Here is a 16,555-nt window from a genome sequence, read left to right on the forward strand (position 1 = left end):
CTATGGTTTCATGGTTGTTCAGGATGCCGCCGGTCCGGTTGCGAACACAATTCATCGTATTGGCGGTCAACTGGTGGGGCTGGCGATCCATTGACCGCTGTTCCGGTACTCTTCGCGCACCCCGTCTCCGCTGGGGAGGGCGTGACCCTGATACAAGGTGTCGCCGCCGCGTGCCTTGACCTCTCCGGTATAGACCGGCGCGGCGGCGGGCGGTGCATCCGTCGACAGGCCGCCGGGCATGGCCACCAGCCCTTGCGCCCGCGCGCGTTGCAGACCTTCGTCGTACGCCTTCTGGATCGCCAGCGGATCAAGCGCCGCGCTGGCGGCTGCGGATACGGCGGACTCGTCGTGACGGTTGGGCGCGGCCAAGGGCTCGCCGCCCAGGTAGGCGAAGCGGAACGTCGCAGGCTGCCCGGCCCGGCCGTTGAAGCTGTAGAACCGATGCGCGCCGATCGTCAGCAGGTAATGCAGGCTCGGCGCCCAGTACGGGTGCACCGCGACCGTATGATAGTGGGTCGCCAAGCCGGCCGGCGCATAGACATAGCCCGCCAGCGCCTGCCGGGCGACGTCGCCCGCCCGGTCCCAGAACAACCGGTTGGGCCGCCGCGCGAGCGAGCCGTCGCAGGCGAACGAGAACTGGCAGCCGGTGGATCGTTCGGACCCCTGATAGACGACGCCGCACACCGTCTTGGGATAGGCGGGGTGCGCGACACGGTTGAGCACGACTTGCGCGACGGCGCGCTGGCCGGCATCCGCCTCGCTCGCGGCTTCGTAATAGATCGCCGCGGTCAGGCACTGGACGGCGCGCGTGCGATCGACGCCGCTGTTATCGACCCACAGCGGCTTGGCGATCGCGGGTGACAGCACATCGAGTCCTGGCGCGCCTTTTGCGTCGGAGTGGATCCCTTCGCCAAGCCCGGGCTCGGCAGCGTCGAGTTGCAGATAATAGAACGCCGAACCCGGGAAGCTGTCGCCCGCCCGCTCGAACGGCATCGGCTCGACCGTCGCGGCCTGTCCCGAAGCATCGCCGATGCTGAAGGCGGACCAGTCGGCCGGCGCGGCGGCGAAGGCGGGGATGGCGATGGCTCCGGCGACCAGCAGCGCCATGCGGGACAGCCGCAATCCTCTGGACCCATGCGCGATGCGCGCCGCGAAATCGCGCGGCCGCTGCTCGTTCAGGCAAAGATCGGCGAGGATGACGGGCATACGCGGGGTATCGAAGATCCTGCTGGGCGGCACTGAAGCCCGCAGCTACGCACGCGCGGATCGCCGTGCAGCACACGATCCGGCGGCGTCCCGATGCGGCACGTTCTGGGCAAATACCCTTAAGCGGTTAAGGAGTCGTCGCGCGAGCATGGAAAAGGCGCCGCCTTGCGGACATGAGCGAACCAGCTTCTCCTTGCGCGACCAGCTTCTCCTTGCACGAAATGCATCCCGGGCCTACGGCGCGGCCACGTCAGGGGTTGTCCGGGAAGCCGGACCGAAGAGGGAATTTCGGTGCGATGCCGAAGCTGCTCCCGCAACTGTGACCGAGGAGTCCGTTCTCAACCATGCCACTGGCCAACCCTCGCGGGCGTCCGGGAAGGCGAGGGCGGGCGATGATCCGGAAAGCCAGGAGACCTGCCCGATAGACGGTCGTTCCGCGCCGGGCGGGTGTACCGGTCGCAGCTGGGAATGCGCGTCGCATGAGGGCACGTGCAAGCCTCTCGCCATGGACGGCACTTCGTTCAGGTTGGAGGTTTTCGCATGAAGTATCTGTTTTTGCTGACGTCGGCGCTGGCCATGGCAACCCCGGCGTGGGGGCAGGATGGGGAGATCAGCGTGGCTGACTTGCGCATCGCCGACAACACCATCACCGTTCTTGCCACCGGCAGTCGCCTGCCGATCGATCAGGCGGGCCAGCCGGTCAGCGTGATCGACCAGGCCGAAATCGCCTCGATCCAGGGGCCGGACATCACCCGCGTCCTCGAGCGGCTGCCCGGCGTCACGATCGCGCGCAACGGTGGCCTCGGCTCGACCACCAGCCTGTTCGTGCGCGGCGCCAATTCACAGCAGTTGCTGGTGCTGGTCGACGGCATCCGCGTCGCCGATGTCGCCGCGCCGGGCGGCGGCTACGATTTCGGCAATCTGACCACTGGCGGTCTCGCGCGCGTCGATTTGCTGCGCGGCTCTAATTCGGTGGTTTGGGGTTCGGAAGCCATCGGCGGCGTGCTGTCGCTCACCTCGCGCGATATGAACGGCGCCGAAGCCACCGCCGAATATGGCGCGCGCGACAGTTTCGACGGGCAAGTCACTGCGGGGCTATCCAACGATACCTACGGCGTCACGTTCAACGGTGGGTACCTGCGGACCGATGGCTTCAGCCAGGCCGCGGCAGGAACCGAGAAAGACGGCTTTCGTCAGTATCGCGCTGGGGGCCGAGCGCATGTCGAACTGACGCCGGGTCTCACCGCCAGCCTCGTCGGCCGCTACACCCAGGGCAAACTCGACATCGACGGCTACCCCGCGCCGGACTTCGTCTTCGGCGATACGCCGGAGTATCAGAAGACCCGCGAGATCAACGGCCGCGCCGGTCTTGCCTGGACTTCGGAAAAGCTCGACCTCAACGCCGGGTATCAGGTTTCCGACACCCGCCGCCGGTATTACGACCCCACGTTCTCCGGTGATCCCACGTCGGAAACGCAAGGGCAGAGCCGCCGTGCGGAATTGAACGGCGCCTATCGCGCCACCGACACGCTGCGGCTGGATTTCGGTGGCGATCACGAGTGGTCGCGGATCGACGTCAGCGGCGCGGACAGGCAAAAGGCCAACCTGTCCAGCGGCCATGCGCTGCTCGGACTTTATACCGACGCCTTCACCATCGCCGGCGGCGTGCGGTATGACGATCATTCGCGCTTCGGCGACCGGTGGACGTTCGGCGCCAACGGCAGCGTCGCCATCGCCGACCAGTGGCGCGTGCGAGCCTCGTATGGCGAGGGCTTCAAGGTGCCGACCTTGTACCAGCTGTTTTCCGAGTACAGCAATCCGACGACGACGCTCGATCCGGAGAAAAGCCGCAGCTACGACGCCGGGATCGAGTACGGCGATCGCAACGCGCCGCTGCATTTCGCGCTCACCGGGTTTCGCCGCGACAGCCGCGACCTGATCGGCTTCGTCTCGTGCTCCGGCGCGATCTGCGCCACCCGGCCGTTCGGCTATTACATCAACGTCGGGCGCGCGCGGGCGACCGGGTTCGAACTCGAGCTGGGCGCGAAGATCGGCGAGACCCTCCACGCTCAGGCCGCCTATACGTACGTGAAATCGACCGACCGCACCCGTGGGAGCGCCGACGAGGGCACCGACCTCGCGCGGCGTCCACGACACGCGCTGACCGTTTCGGCCGACTGGACCCCGATCACCACCGGTCCGCTGACCGGCTTCGTGGTTGGCGGCGACATCCGCATGGTCGGCGAAAGCTATGACTTCGCCGGCGAATTCGGGCGGCTCAAGGGCTATGCCCTGGGCACCGTGCGGGCGAGCGTTCCGGTCGGCGAACACCTCGAAGTGTTCGGCCGTATCGAAAACGTCACGAACGAGGACTACGTGACCGTGGGTGACTATGGCACGGCCGGCCGTTCCGCCTTCATCGGCGTGCGGGCAAAGATGTGAGATCCATGCAAATCGGTTTCCTCCGCGAGCTTGTCTCAAGAGGAAATACGCTCGCCAAGCGAGTGGAGGAGGGGGTGCCGCATGGCCACCGAGACCCCTCCACCATCCGCTTGGCGGGCGGCATCGTGGCAGGACTGTTCAGCCTCGTTCTTGCTGCGTGCCAGCCGACCGGAACACCCGCCGGATCCGCGATGGCGCGTCCGACGATCGTCTCCCTCAATCCCTGCAGCGACGCCATCCTCGCCCGCGTCGCGGCGCCGGGGCAACTGCTCGCGATCTCGCACTACAGCCATGACTCCGCGTCGAGTTCGATGGGCGTCGCCGCCGCCAGCCACTATCCATCCGTATCCGGTTCGGTCGAGGAGATCGCCCGGCTTGCGCCCGACGTCGTAGTGGCGGATACCTTCCTCGCGCCCGCGACCAGGCAGGCGTTGCGCGGTCTGGGCATCCGGGTCGTCACCATCAGCGGTATCGACACCGTCGATGCGGGCAAGGCGCAAGTTCGCGCGCTCGCTGCCGCTGCGAAAAATGTGAAGGCGGGGGAGATGCTTGTCGATGATATCGAGCACGCTCTGGCAAGTTCCGCGCCGGCCACCGGCAGCGCGCCGCTGTCCGCCGTGGTCTGGGAATCGGGGGGAATCGTCGCCGGCGACCACACGCTGATTGCAGACCTCTTGCGCCACACCGGCTTCGTCAATGCCGCGGCGGTGCGGGGCATGGGGCAGGCCGACTACCTCCCGCTCGAAGCGATGCTGACCGATCCGCCGCGCGTGATCCTGGCGAGTGGAAGCACGTTTTCGCAGGAAGACCGGCTGCTGTCGCATCCGGCGCTCGCCGCATTGAAGGGCACCCGGCGGGTTGCGCTGGAAGGTGCATTGCTGTGGTGCGGCGGTCCGACGATCGTACGCGCCGCCGCCGAACTGGGGCGGCTCCATCGCGAACTGACGCCACCTCGCGCTGCGGCGGGCAGGACTTGAGCCGCGCTGTCGGCCTGTTGCTGACCGCGCTGGCGCTGGCGCTTCCGTTGTCGCTGCTGGCGGGGCGGGTGTGGATCGATCCGTTCGACCCGCATACGCGCAACGCCACCGTCATCCTGTTCCAGCTGCGCCTGCCGCGCGCGGTGCTGGCGGTGGTGATCGGGGCGGGCCTGGGCTGTGCCGGGGCGGCGATGCAGGGGTACTTGCGCAATCCGCTGGCCGACCCCGGACTGTTCGGGATCGCGCCGGGTGCGGCACTTGGCGCGGTGCTCAGCTTCTGGACCGGGTATGCCGCGTCCGCCTATCTGCTGCCGCTGTTCGCGCTGATCGGCGCGGGCGGGTCGATGGCGCTGCTGGCCCTGATCGCGGGCCGTGATGCCGGCGTCGCGCTGTTCACGCTGGCCGGTCTGATGATCGCCAGCCTGGCGGGTGCGCTGATGAGCCTGGCGATCAGTCTGTCGCCGACGCCGTTCGCGCTGAGCGAGATCGTCACCTGGCTGATGGGCGCGCTGGCCGATCGCTCGTGGCGTGAAGTGTGGATCGCGACCCCGCTGACGCTGGTCGGCATTGCCCTGCTGTTCCTCGCCCGCCCCAGCCTGGATGCGCTGACGCTGGGCGAGGCGGCGGCGCGCTCGCTCGGGGTCGAGCCGCGACGGCTGCAGGCGCTGCTGATCGCCGGCATCGGCCTGACCGTGGGCGCCAGCGTCGCGGTGGCGGGGATCATCGGCTTCGTCGGCCTGATCGTGCCGCACCTGATGCGCCCCTTCACCGACCGCCGGCCGTCGTCGCTGATCCTGCCCAGCGCGCTTGCGGGTGCGCTGCTGCTGCTGATCGCGGACGTCGTGTGCCGCATCCTGCCGCTGGCCGGGGGCGAGTTGCGGCTGGGCATCGCGCTCAGCCTGATCGGCGCGCCGTTCTTCCTGCACCTGCTGCTGCGGATGCGGCGGGGGCTGGTATAATGGCGGCGCCGACCTCTCTGGCACTGGACGGCGCCTCGGTCGCGGGGCGGCTGGTGGGCGTCACCGCCAAGCTCAACCCCGGCGCGATCAATGCGATCTGCGGTCCCAACGGCGCGGGCAAGTCGACGCTGCTGGGGTGCTGCGCCGGGCTGATGCCGCCGGATGGCGGCGTGGTGCGGCTGGGCGGAACGCCGATCGTCGAACTGACGGCGGCGATGCGCGCGCGCATGATCGGTTACCTGCCGCAAAGCGCGGAGGTCGCGTGGGACATGTCGGTGGAGACGCTGGTCTCGCTTGGCCGCCTGCCATGGCGCGGCGCCCCCGCCGACGAGGCGCAGGCCGCGATCGATGCCGCGATCGCCGCGATGGACCTCGAGGCGCTGCGCCATCGCCCGGTTTCGCGGCTGTCGGGCGGAGAACGGGCGCGGGCGCTGATGGCGCGGGTGCTGGCGACGCGGCCGGCGTGGCTGCTGGCCGACGAGCCGCTCGCCAACCTCGACCTCGCGCATGGCGCCACGCTGATGCGCCGCTTTCGCGAACAGGCCAGCGAAGGGCGCGGCGTGGTGCTGGTGCTGCACGATCTGGCGACCGCGATGAACCATGCCGAGCGGGTACTGGTGCTGGATGGTGGGCGCCTCGTGGCCGATGGCCCGCCCGCGATCGCGCTGTCCGAAGCCGTGATCGAGAGCGTCTGGGGCGTCAGGGCCCGTTGGCTGGGCGAACCCGGCACGCGCGCGCTCGCGGTGGGCTAGCGGCCGCGCCGGCCAGAAACCACTTTCCTACACGCCAAATAATGCGTTTATGGTTTGTTCTCTTCGGGAGGGCATAGCATGAACGATGAATTCGTCGGTGATCCGACACCGCTGCAGGCCGGCGATTTCCAGAAGGCGGCACGCGACCTGGGCTGCGACGTGGCGGCGGTCCGCGCCGTCGCGCACGTCGAGAGTGACGGCGGCGGGTTCCTGATCGATGGGCGGCCCAAGATCCTGTTCGAACGGCACGTCTTTCACGCGCGGACGGGCGGCCGGTTCGGCGGTGAAAATCCGACGATTTCCAACCCCCGGCGCGGCGGGTACCTCGGCGGGCGACGCGAGTATGATCGCTTGCACGCGGCGATCCTGCTCGACCGCCGTGCCGCGCTGCTGTCGGCGAGCTGGGGCAAGTTTCAGGTGATGGGCTTCAATCATGCGCTGGTCGGGCATCGCGACGTCGAGGCGTTCGTGAAGGCGATGGTTTCGGGTGAACCGGCGCAGCTTGCGGCGTTCGTCGCGTTCATCAAGGTCAACCGGCTAGATGCCGCGTTGATCCATCGGGACTGGGCCGGCTTCGCGCGCGGCTACAATGGAACCGATTATGCCCGCGACGGATACGATCGCAAGCTTGCCGCAGCCTACGATATGTACCGCACGGCAGGAGCGCCGATGCCCGTGCTCCGGCTGGGCGACGTCGGTGCGCCAGTGGCCAGAGCGCAGAAGCTGCTGGGCGCGGCTGCCGACGGAACATTCGGCCCGGCAACCCGGAACCGTGTCGTCGCGCTGCAGACGAGCATGGGGCTGGCGACCGATGGCATCATCGGTGAGCGCACCTGGGCCGCCATGCTCGGCTGATCAGATTCAGGTCCAAGGGCTCGCGCGGGCGCGAGCCCCGCCTGTTCAGGTAACCTGACCGCGCTTTAGCGGATTGTCGTCCTTCGGCATCGCATCGTCGATCGACGGCGTGGGTGCTTCGTTCAGCGTTTCCTTGAGGTGCTGGTCGAACACAAGCGATCCGGTCTTCTTGTCGATCTGGTCGCGGCGGTAGGGGATCTCGTCCCCGATCGAGGGCTTGCCGGTCTGCGTGTCGCTCATGGCTCTCTCCGTTTCCATCGTTCTACCAAAGCCAACGCATCGACGCGGATGACGGTTCCGCGCATCCCGTCAGAGCGCGCCCACCCCTCGGACGAAGCGTTCACGCAGCGCCGCCAATGCCGTTTGCGGCAGCGGCGCCAGGGCCTGCGCCGGCTTGCCCTTGCGCAACGCGGCGCGGTCCCGTTCACTGGGTTCGGCCACCCGCACCCGCACCGCCGCCTTGCCGCGGGCGCGCGTGCCGAGCAGTTCGGCGGCCCCGCGCGACAGGTCGATGACCCGCCCGCCGCCGCTGAACGGCCCGCGATCGTTGACGCGCACCAGGATGCGGCGGCCGGTATCGAGCGCGGTGACCTCGACGTAGCTGGGCAAGGGGAGGGTGGTGTGCGCGCCGGTAATCCATTGCGGGCGAAAGCGTTCGCCGCTGGCGACCTTGTTGCCGCTCTCCGAGCCGTACCAGGTCGCGTATCCCAGCATATCGTAGCCGGGCTGCGCGGCGGGCGTATAGGTCGTGCCCCGCACGGTGTAGGGGGCGCCGATCCGTACGGGCACGTCGCTGACCGGGCGGAAGTTGCCGCCGCCGCACCCCGCCAGTGCCAACGCGGCAAGCGCCGGCAAGACCCACGAACGCCGGACGAAGGACGGAGCCGGGCTGCCGGTAGCGAGAAGCGGGAAAGCCGTCAGCGCCGCACCGCCGCGCTCTTGTCACGAATGGCCTTGAACTCGGACCCCGGCTTCCACGCGGGCCATTTCGCCGAATTCGCCAGTTCCTGCGCCATCGTGCCGACCAGTTCGATATCCTGCACTGCGCCCGCCAGGTTCCAGCTTGCGTCCCAGGCGTCGCACGCCTGATGATAGCACTGGCCGGTATAGGCATCGATCCAGGCCTGTCCCGCCGCGCGCCCGCCTTGCTTGAGGTCGGAAGCGCCGGCGATGCCCATCTGCAGCAGCACCGGCACGCCGCGCTTGGCGAACGAGAAATGGTCGGCGCGATAGAACAGGCCGCGCTCGGGCAGGCTCTCTGGCGTGACGGTGCGTCCCTGCGCCTTGGCGATGCGCGCCATGTCGTCCTCCAGCGTGTCCTGCCCCTTGCCGACCAGCACGACGTCGTTGGCGGCACCAGCGGTCTGGAGGATGTCGATCGCGAGATTGGCGACCGTCCTTTCCATCGGATAGACCGGGTTGGCGGCGTAGTATTCGCTGCCCAGCAGCCCACGCTCTTCCGCCGTCCACGCCGCGAACACGACCGAACGGGCGGGGGCGGGGCCGGCCTTCATCGCGCGGGCAATCTCCAGCAGCCCGGCGATGCCCAGCGCATCGTCGTTGGCACCGGCGCGATAGATCCGGCCCTTGGCATCGGGCGCGCCCTTGCCATAGGCATCCCAGTGCGCGCCAAGCGACACCACTTCGTCGGGCCGCTTGGTTCCGGCAATGCGACCCAGCACATTGTGGCTGGCGATCTGTTCGTGAACCACGGGAACGTCGGCGCTGAACGTCTGGCCTTTGAGCACGACCGGGCGGAAATCCGCCTTGCGCGCGGCGACACGCATTTGGGTGAGATCGAGGTCGGCGCGCGTGAACAGCGCCTTGGCGGCGGCTCCCTCGATCCAGCCTTGCAGATGCAGGCTGGTCAGGTTGCTGGCATCGCGCACGATATCGTAGTTCTCGCCGCGTGGGCTTTGCACCACGTTCCAGCCATAGCCCGCGCCGTCGGTGTCGTGGACGATCAGCGCGCCGATCGCGCCGCGCCGCGCGGCTTCCTCGAACTTGTAGGTCCACCGGCCATAGTAGGTCATCGTCCGGCCGCCGAACGTGCCGGCCACCGCATCGCCCGGCGCGGCGGCGAAATCCGGGTCGTTGATCAGGATCACCGCGACCTTGCCGTGCAGATCGACGCCCTTGAAATCGTCCCAGCCGCGTTCGGGCGCGCTGACGCCATAGCCGACGAATACCAGCGGCGCCTTGTCGATCCGCGCCGCGTCGTCGGGGCGCAGGGTCGAGACGTAGATCTGCCGGCCCTGTTCGACCGGCTGGCCGGCAAACGCCATCGTTCCGGTTCCCAGCGTGGTGTGCAGCAGCGGCACGGTCTGCAACCATTGCCCGTCCGGCCCGCCCGGCTCCAGACCCGCGTCCTGCATCCGCGCGATCAGATAACCGATCGTGCGTTCCTCCCCCTTGGTGCCGGGCGCGCGGCCCTCGAAGGCGTCGGAGGACAGCGCCCTGACATCGCGCGTAAGCTGGGCCGGATCGACGGTGATCGCGGTCTGGCCGGCGGGCCGCGTCGATGACCGGGCGGTCGAATGGGCCTGCGTCGTTTGGGCCTGGACAGGTTGGGCCTGCGTCGGCGCAATCGAGAGGGCCGAGCAGAGCAGGGCGGGTGCGAGCAGGCCGAACGCGGGCAGGAAGGTGCGTGTCATCGGCGCAAGTCTAGCTCCCCCGCCGCATCTGACAACCGCCCGCTCGAAGAAGCTGTGAGTGACATATATCGAAACGCCGAACACCGCCGCCGGTGAACCGGCGACGGCGGCGGACTTATTTACCTTCGTCAGTCGACGAAGGTACTTTTACTTGGAAAACTCAGGCTTGCCGAGGTCGCGACTGGTCATGGCCATCGCGGTGGCCGTGCGTCGAGCACTTTGGGCCATGGCGAACTGGCGGCCGATGGTGGCGGAGGCGATGGCTTCGCGACGGCAGCGGCCGTACTGCATCACTTCGGCGAGGACGCGGCCATTCGGGCGTCCGCACACGCTGCGCACGGCCAACGAGATACGCGCATCCAGGCTCTGCTGGCCTTCGGTGCTGGTCAGGTCGAGGTCGTTGAACTTTACTTCGCGCGATACTTCGATGCGGTTCGCATCCGCCGCGGACGCGAGCGAAGGAACGAGGCCGGCGGCAAGCGCCAGCATGAGGGCGGTGATCTTCAAGGCAATTCTCCCAATTATGCGGTAAGTCGGCGCAAGACGGGCAAGCGAAGTCATCCATGCCTGCACTAGACGGCGGACACGGGGAAACAAGGCATCGCTTCGTCAACGCAGAGCAAACAAACGCTCTTCGTCAAATCGATAACTATAGATGGATTCCAGGATGGAGGTTTATCGCCAACTACAGAAATCAGCTCAGTTGCGACACCAGCATATCCAGGCTTGTTGTTGCCTCCACTAGACGCCGCAGATTACAGAATCAAGACTACAGTAAAGATCGCCTTAAAAAGATTCGCAATTAAGTAATCGTTGTTTTTCAATCCGATTGGGCACGCGGGACGGTTGGGCGGGGCTGCACGCCAGGTCCGGCGCGAACGCGGGCGTGACGAATCGCGCGTTGCAATCGGGTGGCGCGCACCCACATCGCAAATCCATCCCCGACGCTTGACCGTCCCGAACATTTCCGGAACACACCGCCTTCATGAGCTTGACCCACATCACCGTGCGCGGCGCGCGCGAGCATAACCTTAAGGGCATCGACATTGCCCTTCCGCGCGACAAGCTGATCGTCATCACCGGGCTGTCGGGCTCGGGCAAGTCGAGCCTCGCGTTCGACACGATCTATGCCGAGGGCCAGCGCCGCTACGTCGAGAGCCTGAGCGCCTATGCGCGCCAGTTCCTCGAGATGATGCAGAAGCCCGATGTCGAGCACATCGACGGCCTGTCCCCCGCCATCTCGATCGAGCAGAAGACCACCAGCCGCAACCCGCGCTCGACCGTCGCCACGGTGACCGAGATCTGGGACTACATGCGCCTGCTGTGGGCGCGCGTCGGCATTCCCTATTCGCCCGCCACCGGCCTGCCGATCGAGGCGCAGACGGTGTCGAACATGGTCGACCGGGTGATGGCCCTGCCCGAGGGCACGCGCGCCTACTTGCTCGCGCCGGTCGTGCGCGGGCGCAAGGGGGAATACCGCAAGGAGCTGCTCGAATGGCAGCGCGCCGGCTACACCCGCGTGCGGATCGACGGCGAGATGTACGAGATCGACGACGCGCCCGCGCTCGACAAGAAGTACAAGCACGACATCGAAGTGGTGGTCGACCGCATCGCCGTGCGCGACGGCATCCAGACGCGGCTGGCGGACTCATTCGAGCAGGCGCTCAAGCTGGCCGAGGGGCTGACCTACGTCGATCTCGCCGACGGCGTCGTGCCGGGCCGCGAAGAGGGCGGCGAAGGCGTTAATCTCAAAGGCGCCGGCCTCCCTTCCAACCGCATCGTCTTCTCCGAGAAGTTCGCCTGCCCCGTCAGCGGCTTCACCATCGAGGAGATCGAGCCGCGCCTGTTCTCGTTCAACGCCCCGCAAGGCGCGTGCCCAGCCTGCGACGGCCTGGGCGAGAAGCTGCTGTTCGATCCCCAGCTGGTGGTCCCCAACGAAGGCCTCAGCCTCAAGCAGGGCGCGGTGGTGCCGTGGGCCAAGTCGAACCCGCCCAGCCCCTACTACATGCAGGTGCTCTCCAGCCTGGCCGAACACTTCGGCTTCCGGCTGGAGACCAAGTGGGAGGAGCTGGACGCCGAACACCAGTACGCCATCCTGTTCGGCACCCGGGGCAAGGCCGTCCCGCTCACCTTCAAGGACGGGCGCAAGAGCTACACCGTCAACAAGGCGTTCGAGGGCGTGATCGGCAACCTCAACCGCCGCATGCTGCAGACCGACAGCGCCTGGATGCGTGAGGAGCTGTCCAAGTTCCAGACCGCGCAAGCCTGCGAGACCTGCCACGGCAAGCGCCTCAAGCCCGAGGCGCTCTCGGTCAAGATCGCCAGCAGCGACATCGCCGACGCCGCGCGCCTCTCGGTGCAGGACGCCTATGCCTGGTTCGGCGAGCTCGACGCCAAGCTGACGCCGCAGCAGAGCCAGATCGCCAAGGCCATCCTCAAGGAGATCAACGAGCGGCTGGGCTTCCTCAACAACGTCGGGCTCGACTACCTCAACCTCGACCGCACCAGCGGCACGCTGTCAGGCGGCGAGAGCCAGCGCATCCGCCTCGCCAGCCAGATCGGCTCGGGCCTCTCGGGCGTGCTCTACGTGCTCGACGAACCCTCGATCGGGCTCCACCAGCGCGACAACGACATGCTGCTCGCCACGCTCAAGCGCCTGCGCGACCTCGGCAACACGGTGATCGTGGTCGAGCATGACGAGGACGCGATCCGCGCCGCCGACTACATCGTCGACCTCGGCCCCGGCGCTGGCGTTCATGGCGGCGAGATCGTCGCCGAGGGCACGCTCAAGCAAGTGCTGAAGGCCAAGGGCAGCCTCACCGCCGCCTACCTCAACGGCACCCGCGAGATCGCGGTCCCGGCCAAGCGGCGCAAGGGCAACAAGAAGTTCGTCACGGTCGAGAACGCGCGCGCCAACAACCTCAAGGGCGTCACCGCCAAGTTCCCGCTCGGCACCTTCTGCTGCGTCACCGGCGTGTCGGGCTCGGGAAAATCCTCGCTCACCATCGACACGCTGCAGGCCGGCGCCTCGCGCCTGCTCAACGGCGCGCGGGTGATCGCGGGCGCGCACGACAAGATCACCGGCCTGGAAAACTGCGACAAGGTGATCGAGATCGACCAGTCGCCGATCGGCCGCACCCCGCGCAGCAACCCGGCCACCTACACCGGCGCCTTCACCATCATCCGCGACTGGTTCGCCGGCCTGCCCGAAAGCGCCGAGCGCGGGTACAAGCCCGGCCGCTTCAGCTTCAACGTCAAGGGCGGCCGTTGCGAGGCGTGCCAGGGCGACGGCCTGATCAAGATCGAGATGCACTTCCTGCCCGACGTCTACGTCACTTGCGAGGAGTGCCACGGCAAGCGCTACAACCGCGAGACGCTGGAGGTGAGGTTCAAGGGCCTCTCGATCGCCGACGTGCTCGACATGACGATCGAGGATGCCGAGGAGTTCTTCAAGGCCGTCCCCCCGATCCGAGACCGCATGCACATGCTCAACGAAGTGGGGCTGGGCTACGTCAAGGTCGGCCAGCAGGCGACCACGCTGTCGGGCGGCGAGGCGCAGCGCGTGAAGCTCGCCAAGGAACTCGCCCGCCGCTCCACCGGGCAGACGCTCTACATCCTCGACGAGCCGACCACCGGCCTCCACTTCGAGGACGTACGCAAGCTGCTCGAAGTGCTCCAGCGCCTCGTCGACCAGGGCAACTCGGTAGTGGTGATCGAACACAACCTCGACGTCATCAAGGTGGCCGACTGGATCATCGACCTAGGCCCTGAAGGCGGCGTCCGCGGCGGCGAGATCGTCGCAATCGGCACGCCCGAGCAAGTCGCGGCCAACCCGGCGAGCTTCACGGGGCATTATTTGAAGCCGCTGTTGGAGCGGTAAAGCCACTTCGCTGCGGCTGTAGAAAACTTCCTAGCATAAGCTTGTCAACCTTGACTTGAGCCCGGAGGTTCTCAGAGAAAAGGCGAAATCACCCAAGGAATATCGCATGCCGTTTGATTTTACTCAGATGAGCCTTGGTCAAATCGGGGCGGCGCCGACTGACCCGATAAGGATATTCGAGACGCTTCCGAGGGTGACTGGTGCGCCGAATGACCTATGGAGAGGGCAGGCGCAAGCGCTTGAGGAATGGAATGCGTCAAGGTCCAAAACCGACACATTAATTTCGTTGAATACTGGAGCAGGGAAAACAGTAGTTGGGCTACTAGTGGCGAAGAGTCTCGTTAACGAGGGTCTTCGTAACGTTGTTTATGTATGTCCTACAATCGACCTAGTTGAGCAGACTGCTCGAGAAGCGGATAGCCTAGGCATACAATATACGCTTAGAACTGATGGCAAGTTCTCAAATGACCTTTTCGAAAGTGAAAAGTCATTTTGTATCACAACCTATGCTGCGATTTTTAACGGCCTTAGTTCTCTAAGACGGAGATATTTTCCTGACGCTGTTATTTTCGATGACGCTCATGTAGCCGAGGTCTCGCTCCGTGATGCGTTCACGTTGACGATCAAGCGTGAAAACCAGAGCGCCTTGTTCGATCAACTTGCCGCTTTATTTCGTCCTCAATTTGCTGCGGTTGATCGCCTCAGAGAATTTGAAGAAGGCATAGCAGTTGGTTCACATACATCGAGCTTACTGCTGGCTCCGCCGTTCATGGTCCGTGCGGTAGCATCGCAAATTAGTGAAGCGATGGCACGGTTCAATATCGAGAATGACAAAAATCTAAAGTACAATTATCCAAATCTGAGAGACAAATTTGATAGGTGTGCTGTGATATTTGGGAAGGGTGTTTGCGAAATCTCGCCTCCTTTTCTTCCATCACGTGCTTTAGATATCTTTGAGCGAGACGTGAGGCGTATTTACCTCTCGGCGACACTTACGAACACCGTTGATGTCATTCGTGCGTTTGGCCGTCGACCCGAGAAAATAATCCAACCCAAGAATGATGCGGGAAATGGTGAGCGGCTTATTCTGTTTGGTCGATCTCTAGATGAGAAAGACATTGAAGTCGCGCTAGTTGAACGGATTAAGGAGCGTGCGAAGGTGCTGGTGGCAGTACCGAGTTACAAGTCTGCTGAAAAGTGGGAGCGAGTAGCGCAGCCGCCCAAGAAAGAACAGTTTAGTAGTCAGTTAGATACGTTCCGTCGAGCTGATCAAGGTGCCTTTATACTGGTGTCGCGAGTGGATGGTATCGACCTCCCACACGCCACCTGTCGCGTAATGGTATTAGATGGTCTTCCAATATCCGGTAGCCTATTGGAAAGATATTTCTGGGAATCCCTGCACATGCAGGGATATCTCATGAATAAGCTCGTAAATCGCGTTGTGCAATTATTCGGAAGGATAAATCGCGGTCGTTCGGATTATGGTGCTTTTCTGATAGCTGGCAGAGACTTAAATACGTGGATGCAACGAGATAGATTTGTTGCTTTACTGCCGTCTTTGCTACAAAATCAAATCCTGCTTGGACGTCAGGTGCAAACCGAGATGTCAGTCATCAACAACGGCTCAGTTATAGACGTAATCGAACAAGTCGTTTTAAAAAATCCACGTGATGAAAACTGGACATCTTTCTATTCTAAGTACATCCAAATGCAGGAGCTTGATCGTGATCAGGCTGAGCGTGCTCATCAAGCGGTAGAGGGTTTGGAAGAAGCGGCATTGGCCGAAGCTGACTTCGCATCCCGTGTGTGGACTGGTAACATAGATGGTGCGAGGCAGGCGCTCGACGAGGCGATAGAGAATACGGCTCGGGTCGATGAAAAATTAGCAGGCTGGCAGTCGATGTGGCTGGCTTGGTGTTTTGAGCATCAAGGCGACTTTGAAGCCGCAGCCATCAACTACGATCGTGCTAAGAACCGCTTGGGTTTGGCAATCCCGCGGTACCCGTATGGTAGAGGAGATGAGACAGCGGCATCGCTTAATGCGCCGCGTTTTGTCCAAACACTTTCACAGCTTTTGAGTATCGCGTCAGCAAACGCGTTTGATAGAGAATGGACGCGGTTGGAACGCGCATTTCGCGATCTTGGTGGATCGCCGAACCAAGCTGAAGAAGCAGTTCGTGCACTTGGTGAGTTTCTTGGCTTTGAATCGTCCCGGCCTGATAACGAGTTGGGAACTGGTCCAGATGTGCTTTGGATTGAAAGCGAAAGCAAATTCGCGCTAGCATTCGAGTTGAAGACTGACAAGGGTCCTGGGAGTGAATTGACTAAAAAAGAAATTGGTCAAGGACATGATCATATTCAGTACGTAAAAGATACATACAGCGGAAATGCATTCTTAGGGCTAGTCTATGTCTGTGAGTCTGCTTCGGTTTCCAACCAAGCTCATCCTTCTGCTGAAATGATGCATGTGCAAATTGGCAAGCTTATAGAGTTACGAAGCGAGTTTATGTCGGCTGCCATGGTAATTCGTAAAAGCCTGCCCATTGAGCGTAGAGGACGCGTTGAAAGTCTCTATGCGGACGGACGTTATCGCCTTGAGGCTTTGAAAGCGAGGATCGCTCAAACGTTGGCATAGCGGCGGACAATGGATCAAAAATAGCTTTCCTACATGCCCCAACATGATCTAACCATATGGGTTCGCTTGGCGCGCTTACGTTGCGCTGGGCTCGCTCATGTTGGAGGTGACCATGTCGGACAGTTCAGAAGCGAAGGGCTCGGGGCCGAGCTATCCCACGTCGTTCGGGCGGGGGTGGATACCGGCCGATCGGGA

Annotated in this window: 12 protein-coding genes and 1 riboswitch; of the genes, 7 read left to right on the forward strand and 5 right to left on the reverse strand. The window is 64.3% G+C overall.

Annotation, left to right across the window (positions count from 1 at the left end; genetic code table 11):
• Window positions 1-66 precede the first annotated feature (66 nt).
• Window positions 67-1,206: a cell wall hydrolase gene (locus ACXJ1Z_RS14550; RefSeq protein WP_463777591.1), complete on the reverse strand. Its 1,140-nt coding sequence runs from the start codon at window positions 1,204-1,206 to the stop codon at window positions 67-69.
• Window positions 1,207-1,443: 237 nt separating this feature from the next.
• Window positions 1,444-1,642: riboswitch (cobalamin riboswitch) on the forward strand.
• A gap of 104 nt (window positions 1,643-1,746) precedes the next feature.
• On the opposite strand from ACXJ1Z_RS14550, the gene ACXJ1Z_RS14555 reads away from it, so the two are divergent.
• From ACXJ1Z_RS14555 to ACXJ1Z_RS14575, 5 genes are all read left to right on the forward strand, one after another.
• Window positions 1,747-3,648, forward strand: a complete 1,902-nt coding sequence (locus ACXJ1Z_RS14555; RefSeq protein WP_463777592.1) for a TonB-dependent receptor plug domain-containing protein — start codon at window positions 1,747-1,749, stop codon at window positions 3,646-3,648.
• Window positions 3,649-3,653: 5 nt separating this feature from the next.
• Window positions 3,654-4,625: an ABC transporter substrate-binding protein gene (locus tag ACXJ1Z_RS14560; protein WP_463777593.1), complete on the forward strand. Its 972-nt coding sequence runs from the start codon at window positions 3,654-3,656 to the stop codon at window positions 4,623-4,625.
• Entirely contained in the window at window positions 4,622-5,584 is a 963-nt protein-coding gene (locus tag ACXJ1Z_RS14565) for a FecCD family ABC transporter permease (RefSeq protein ID WP_463777594.1), read from the forward strand. Before ACXJ1Z_RS14560 ends, ACXJ1Z_RS14565 begins: the two co-directional genes overlap by 4 nt.
• Entirely contained in the window at window positions 5,584-6,336 is a 753-nt protein-coding gene (locus ACXJ1Z_RS14570; protein ID WP_463777595.1) for an ABC transporter ATP-binding protein, read from the forward strand. Before ACXJ1Z_RS14565 ends, ACXJ1Z_RS14570 begins: the two co-directional genes overlap by 1 nt.
• A 78-nt stretch (window positions 6,337-6,414) precedes the next feature.
• Window positions 6,415-7,191: an N-acetylmuramidase domain-containing protein gene (locus tag ACXJ1Z_RS14575; protein ID WP_463777597.1), complete on the forward strand. Its 777-nt coding sequence runs from the start codon at window positions 6,415-6,417 to the stop codon at window positions 7,189-7,191.
• 45 nt (window positions 7,192-7,236) lie between these two features.
• Here the strand turns inward: ACXJ1Z_RS14575 and ACXJ1Z_RS14580 are convergent, their stop codons facing one another.
• The 4 genes from ACXJ1Z_RS14580 to ACXJ1Z_RS14595 form a co-directional block, all read right to left on the reverse strand.
• Window positions 7,237-7,431, reverse strand: a complete 195-nt coding sequence (locus tag ACXJ1Z_RS14580) for a hypothetical protein (protein WP_463777598.1) — start codon at window positions 7,429-7,431, stop codon at window positions 7,237-7,239.
• Window positions 7,432-7,500: 69 nt separating this feature from the next.
• Window positions 7,501-8,046 (reverse strand): septal ring lytic transglycosylase RlpA family protein, encoded by a 546-nt coding sequence (locus ACXJ1Z_RS14585; RefSeq protein WP_463777599.1) that lies wholly within the window; start codon window positions 8,044-8,046, stop codon window positions 7,501-7,503.
• A 62-nt stretch (window positions 8,047-8,108) separates the two neighbouring features.
• Entirely contained in the window at window positions 8,109-9,845 is a 1,737-nt protein-coding gene (locus ACXJ1Z_RS14590) for a M28 family metallopeptidase (RefSeq protein ID WP_463777601.1), read from the reverse strand.
• Window positions 9,846-9,992: 147 nt separating this feature from the next.
• A complete protein-coding gene (locus ACXJ1Z_RS14595; protein ID WP_463777602.1) occupies window positions 9,993-10,352 on the reverse strand; it encodes a UrcA family protein in 360 nt (119 codons plus the stop codon).
• Window positions 10,353-10,830: 478 nt separating this feature from the next.
• On the opposite strand from ACXJ1Z_RS14595, the gene uvrA reads away from it, so the two are divergent.
• Together uvrA and ACXJ1Z_RS14605 are read left to right on the forward strand one after the other, a co-directional pair.
• Window positions 10,831-13,725 (forward strand): excinuclease ABC subunit UvrA, encoded by a 2,895-nt coding sequence (uvrA, locus tag ACXJ1Z_RS14600; protein WP_463777603.1) that lies wholly within the window; start codon window positions 10,831-10,833, stop codon window positions 13,723-13,725.
• Between the two features lie 106 nt (window positions 13,726-13,831).
• Window positions 13,832-16,360: a DEAD/DEAH box helicase family protein gene (locus tag ACXJ1Z_RS14605; RefSeq protein WP_463777605.1), complete on the forward strand. Its 2,529-nt coding sequence runs from the start codon at window positions 13,832-13,834 to the stop codon at window positions 16,358-16,360.
• The last annotated feature ends 195 nt before the right edge of the window (window positions 16,361-16,555 follow it).

Source organism: Novosphingobium sp. TK46 (assembly GCF_055361525.1).

Excerpts from the sequence above, each read along its gene's own strand:
- ACXJ1Z_RS14550 (WP_463777591.1), bottom strand. The coding sequence starts at position 1,206 with ATGCCCGTCATCCTCGCCGATCTTTGCCTGAACGAGCAGCGGCCGCGC.
- ACXJ1Z_RS14555 (WP_463777592.1), top strand. The coding sequence starts at position 1,747 with ATGAAGTATCTGTTTTTGCTGACGTCGGCGCTGGCCATGGCAACCCCG.
- ACXJ1Z_RS14560 (WP_463777593.1), top strand. The coding sequence starts at position 3,654 with ATGCAAATCGGTTTCCTCCGCGAGCTTGTCTCAAGAGGAAATACGCTC.
- ACXJ1Z_RS14570 (WP_463777595.1), top strand. The coding sequence starts at position 5,584 with ATGGCGGCGCCGACCTCTCTGGCACTGGACGGCGCCTCGGTCGCGGGG.
- ACXJ1Z_RS14575 (WP_463777597.1), top strand. The coding sequence starts at position 6,415 with ATGAACGATGAATTCGTCGGTGATCCGACACCGCTGCAGGCCGGCGAT.
- ACXJ1Z_RS14580 (WP_463777598.1), bottom strand. The coding sequence starts at position 7,431 with ATGAGCGACACGCAGACCGGCAAGCCCTCGATCGGGGACGAGATCCCC.
- ACXJ1Z_RS14590 (WP_463777601.1), bottom strand. The coding sequence starts at position 9,845 with ATGACACGCACCTTCCTGCCCGCGTTCGGCCTGCTCGCACCCGCCCTG.
- uvrA (WP_463777603.1), top strand. The coding sequence starts at position 10,831 with ATGAGCTTGACCCACATCACCGTGCGCGGCGCGCGCGAGCATAACCTT.
- ACXJ1Z_RS14605 (WP_463777605.1), top strand. The coding sequence starts at position 13,832 with ATGCCGTTTGATTTTACTCAGATGAGCCTTGGTCAAATCGGGGCGGCG.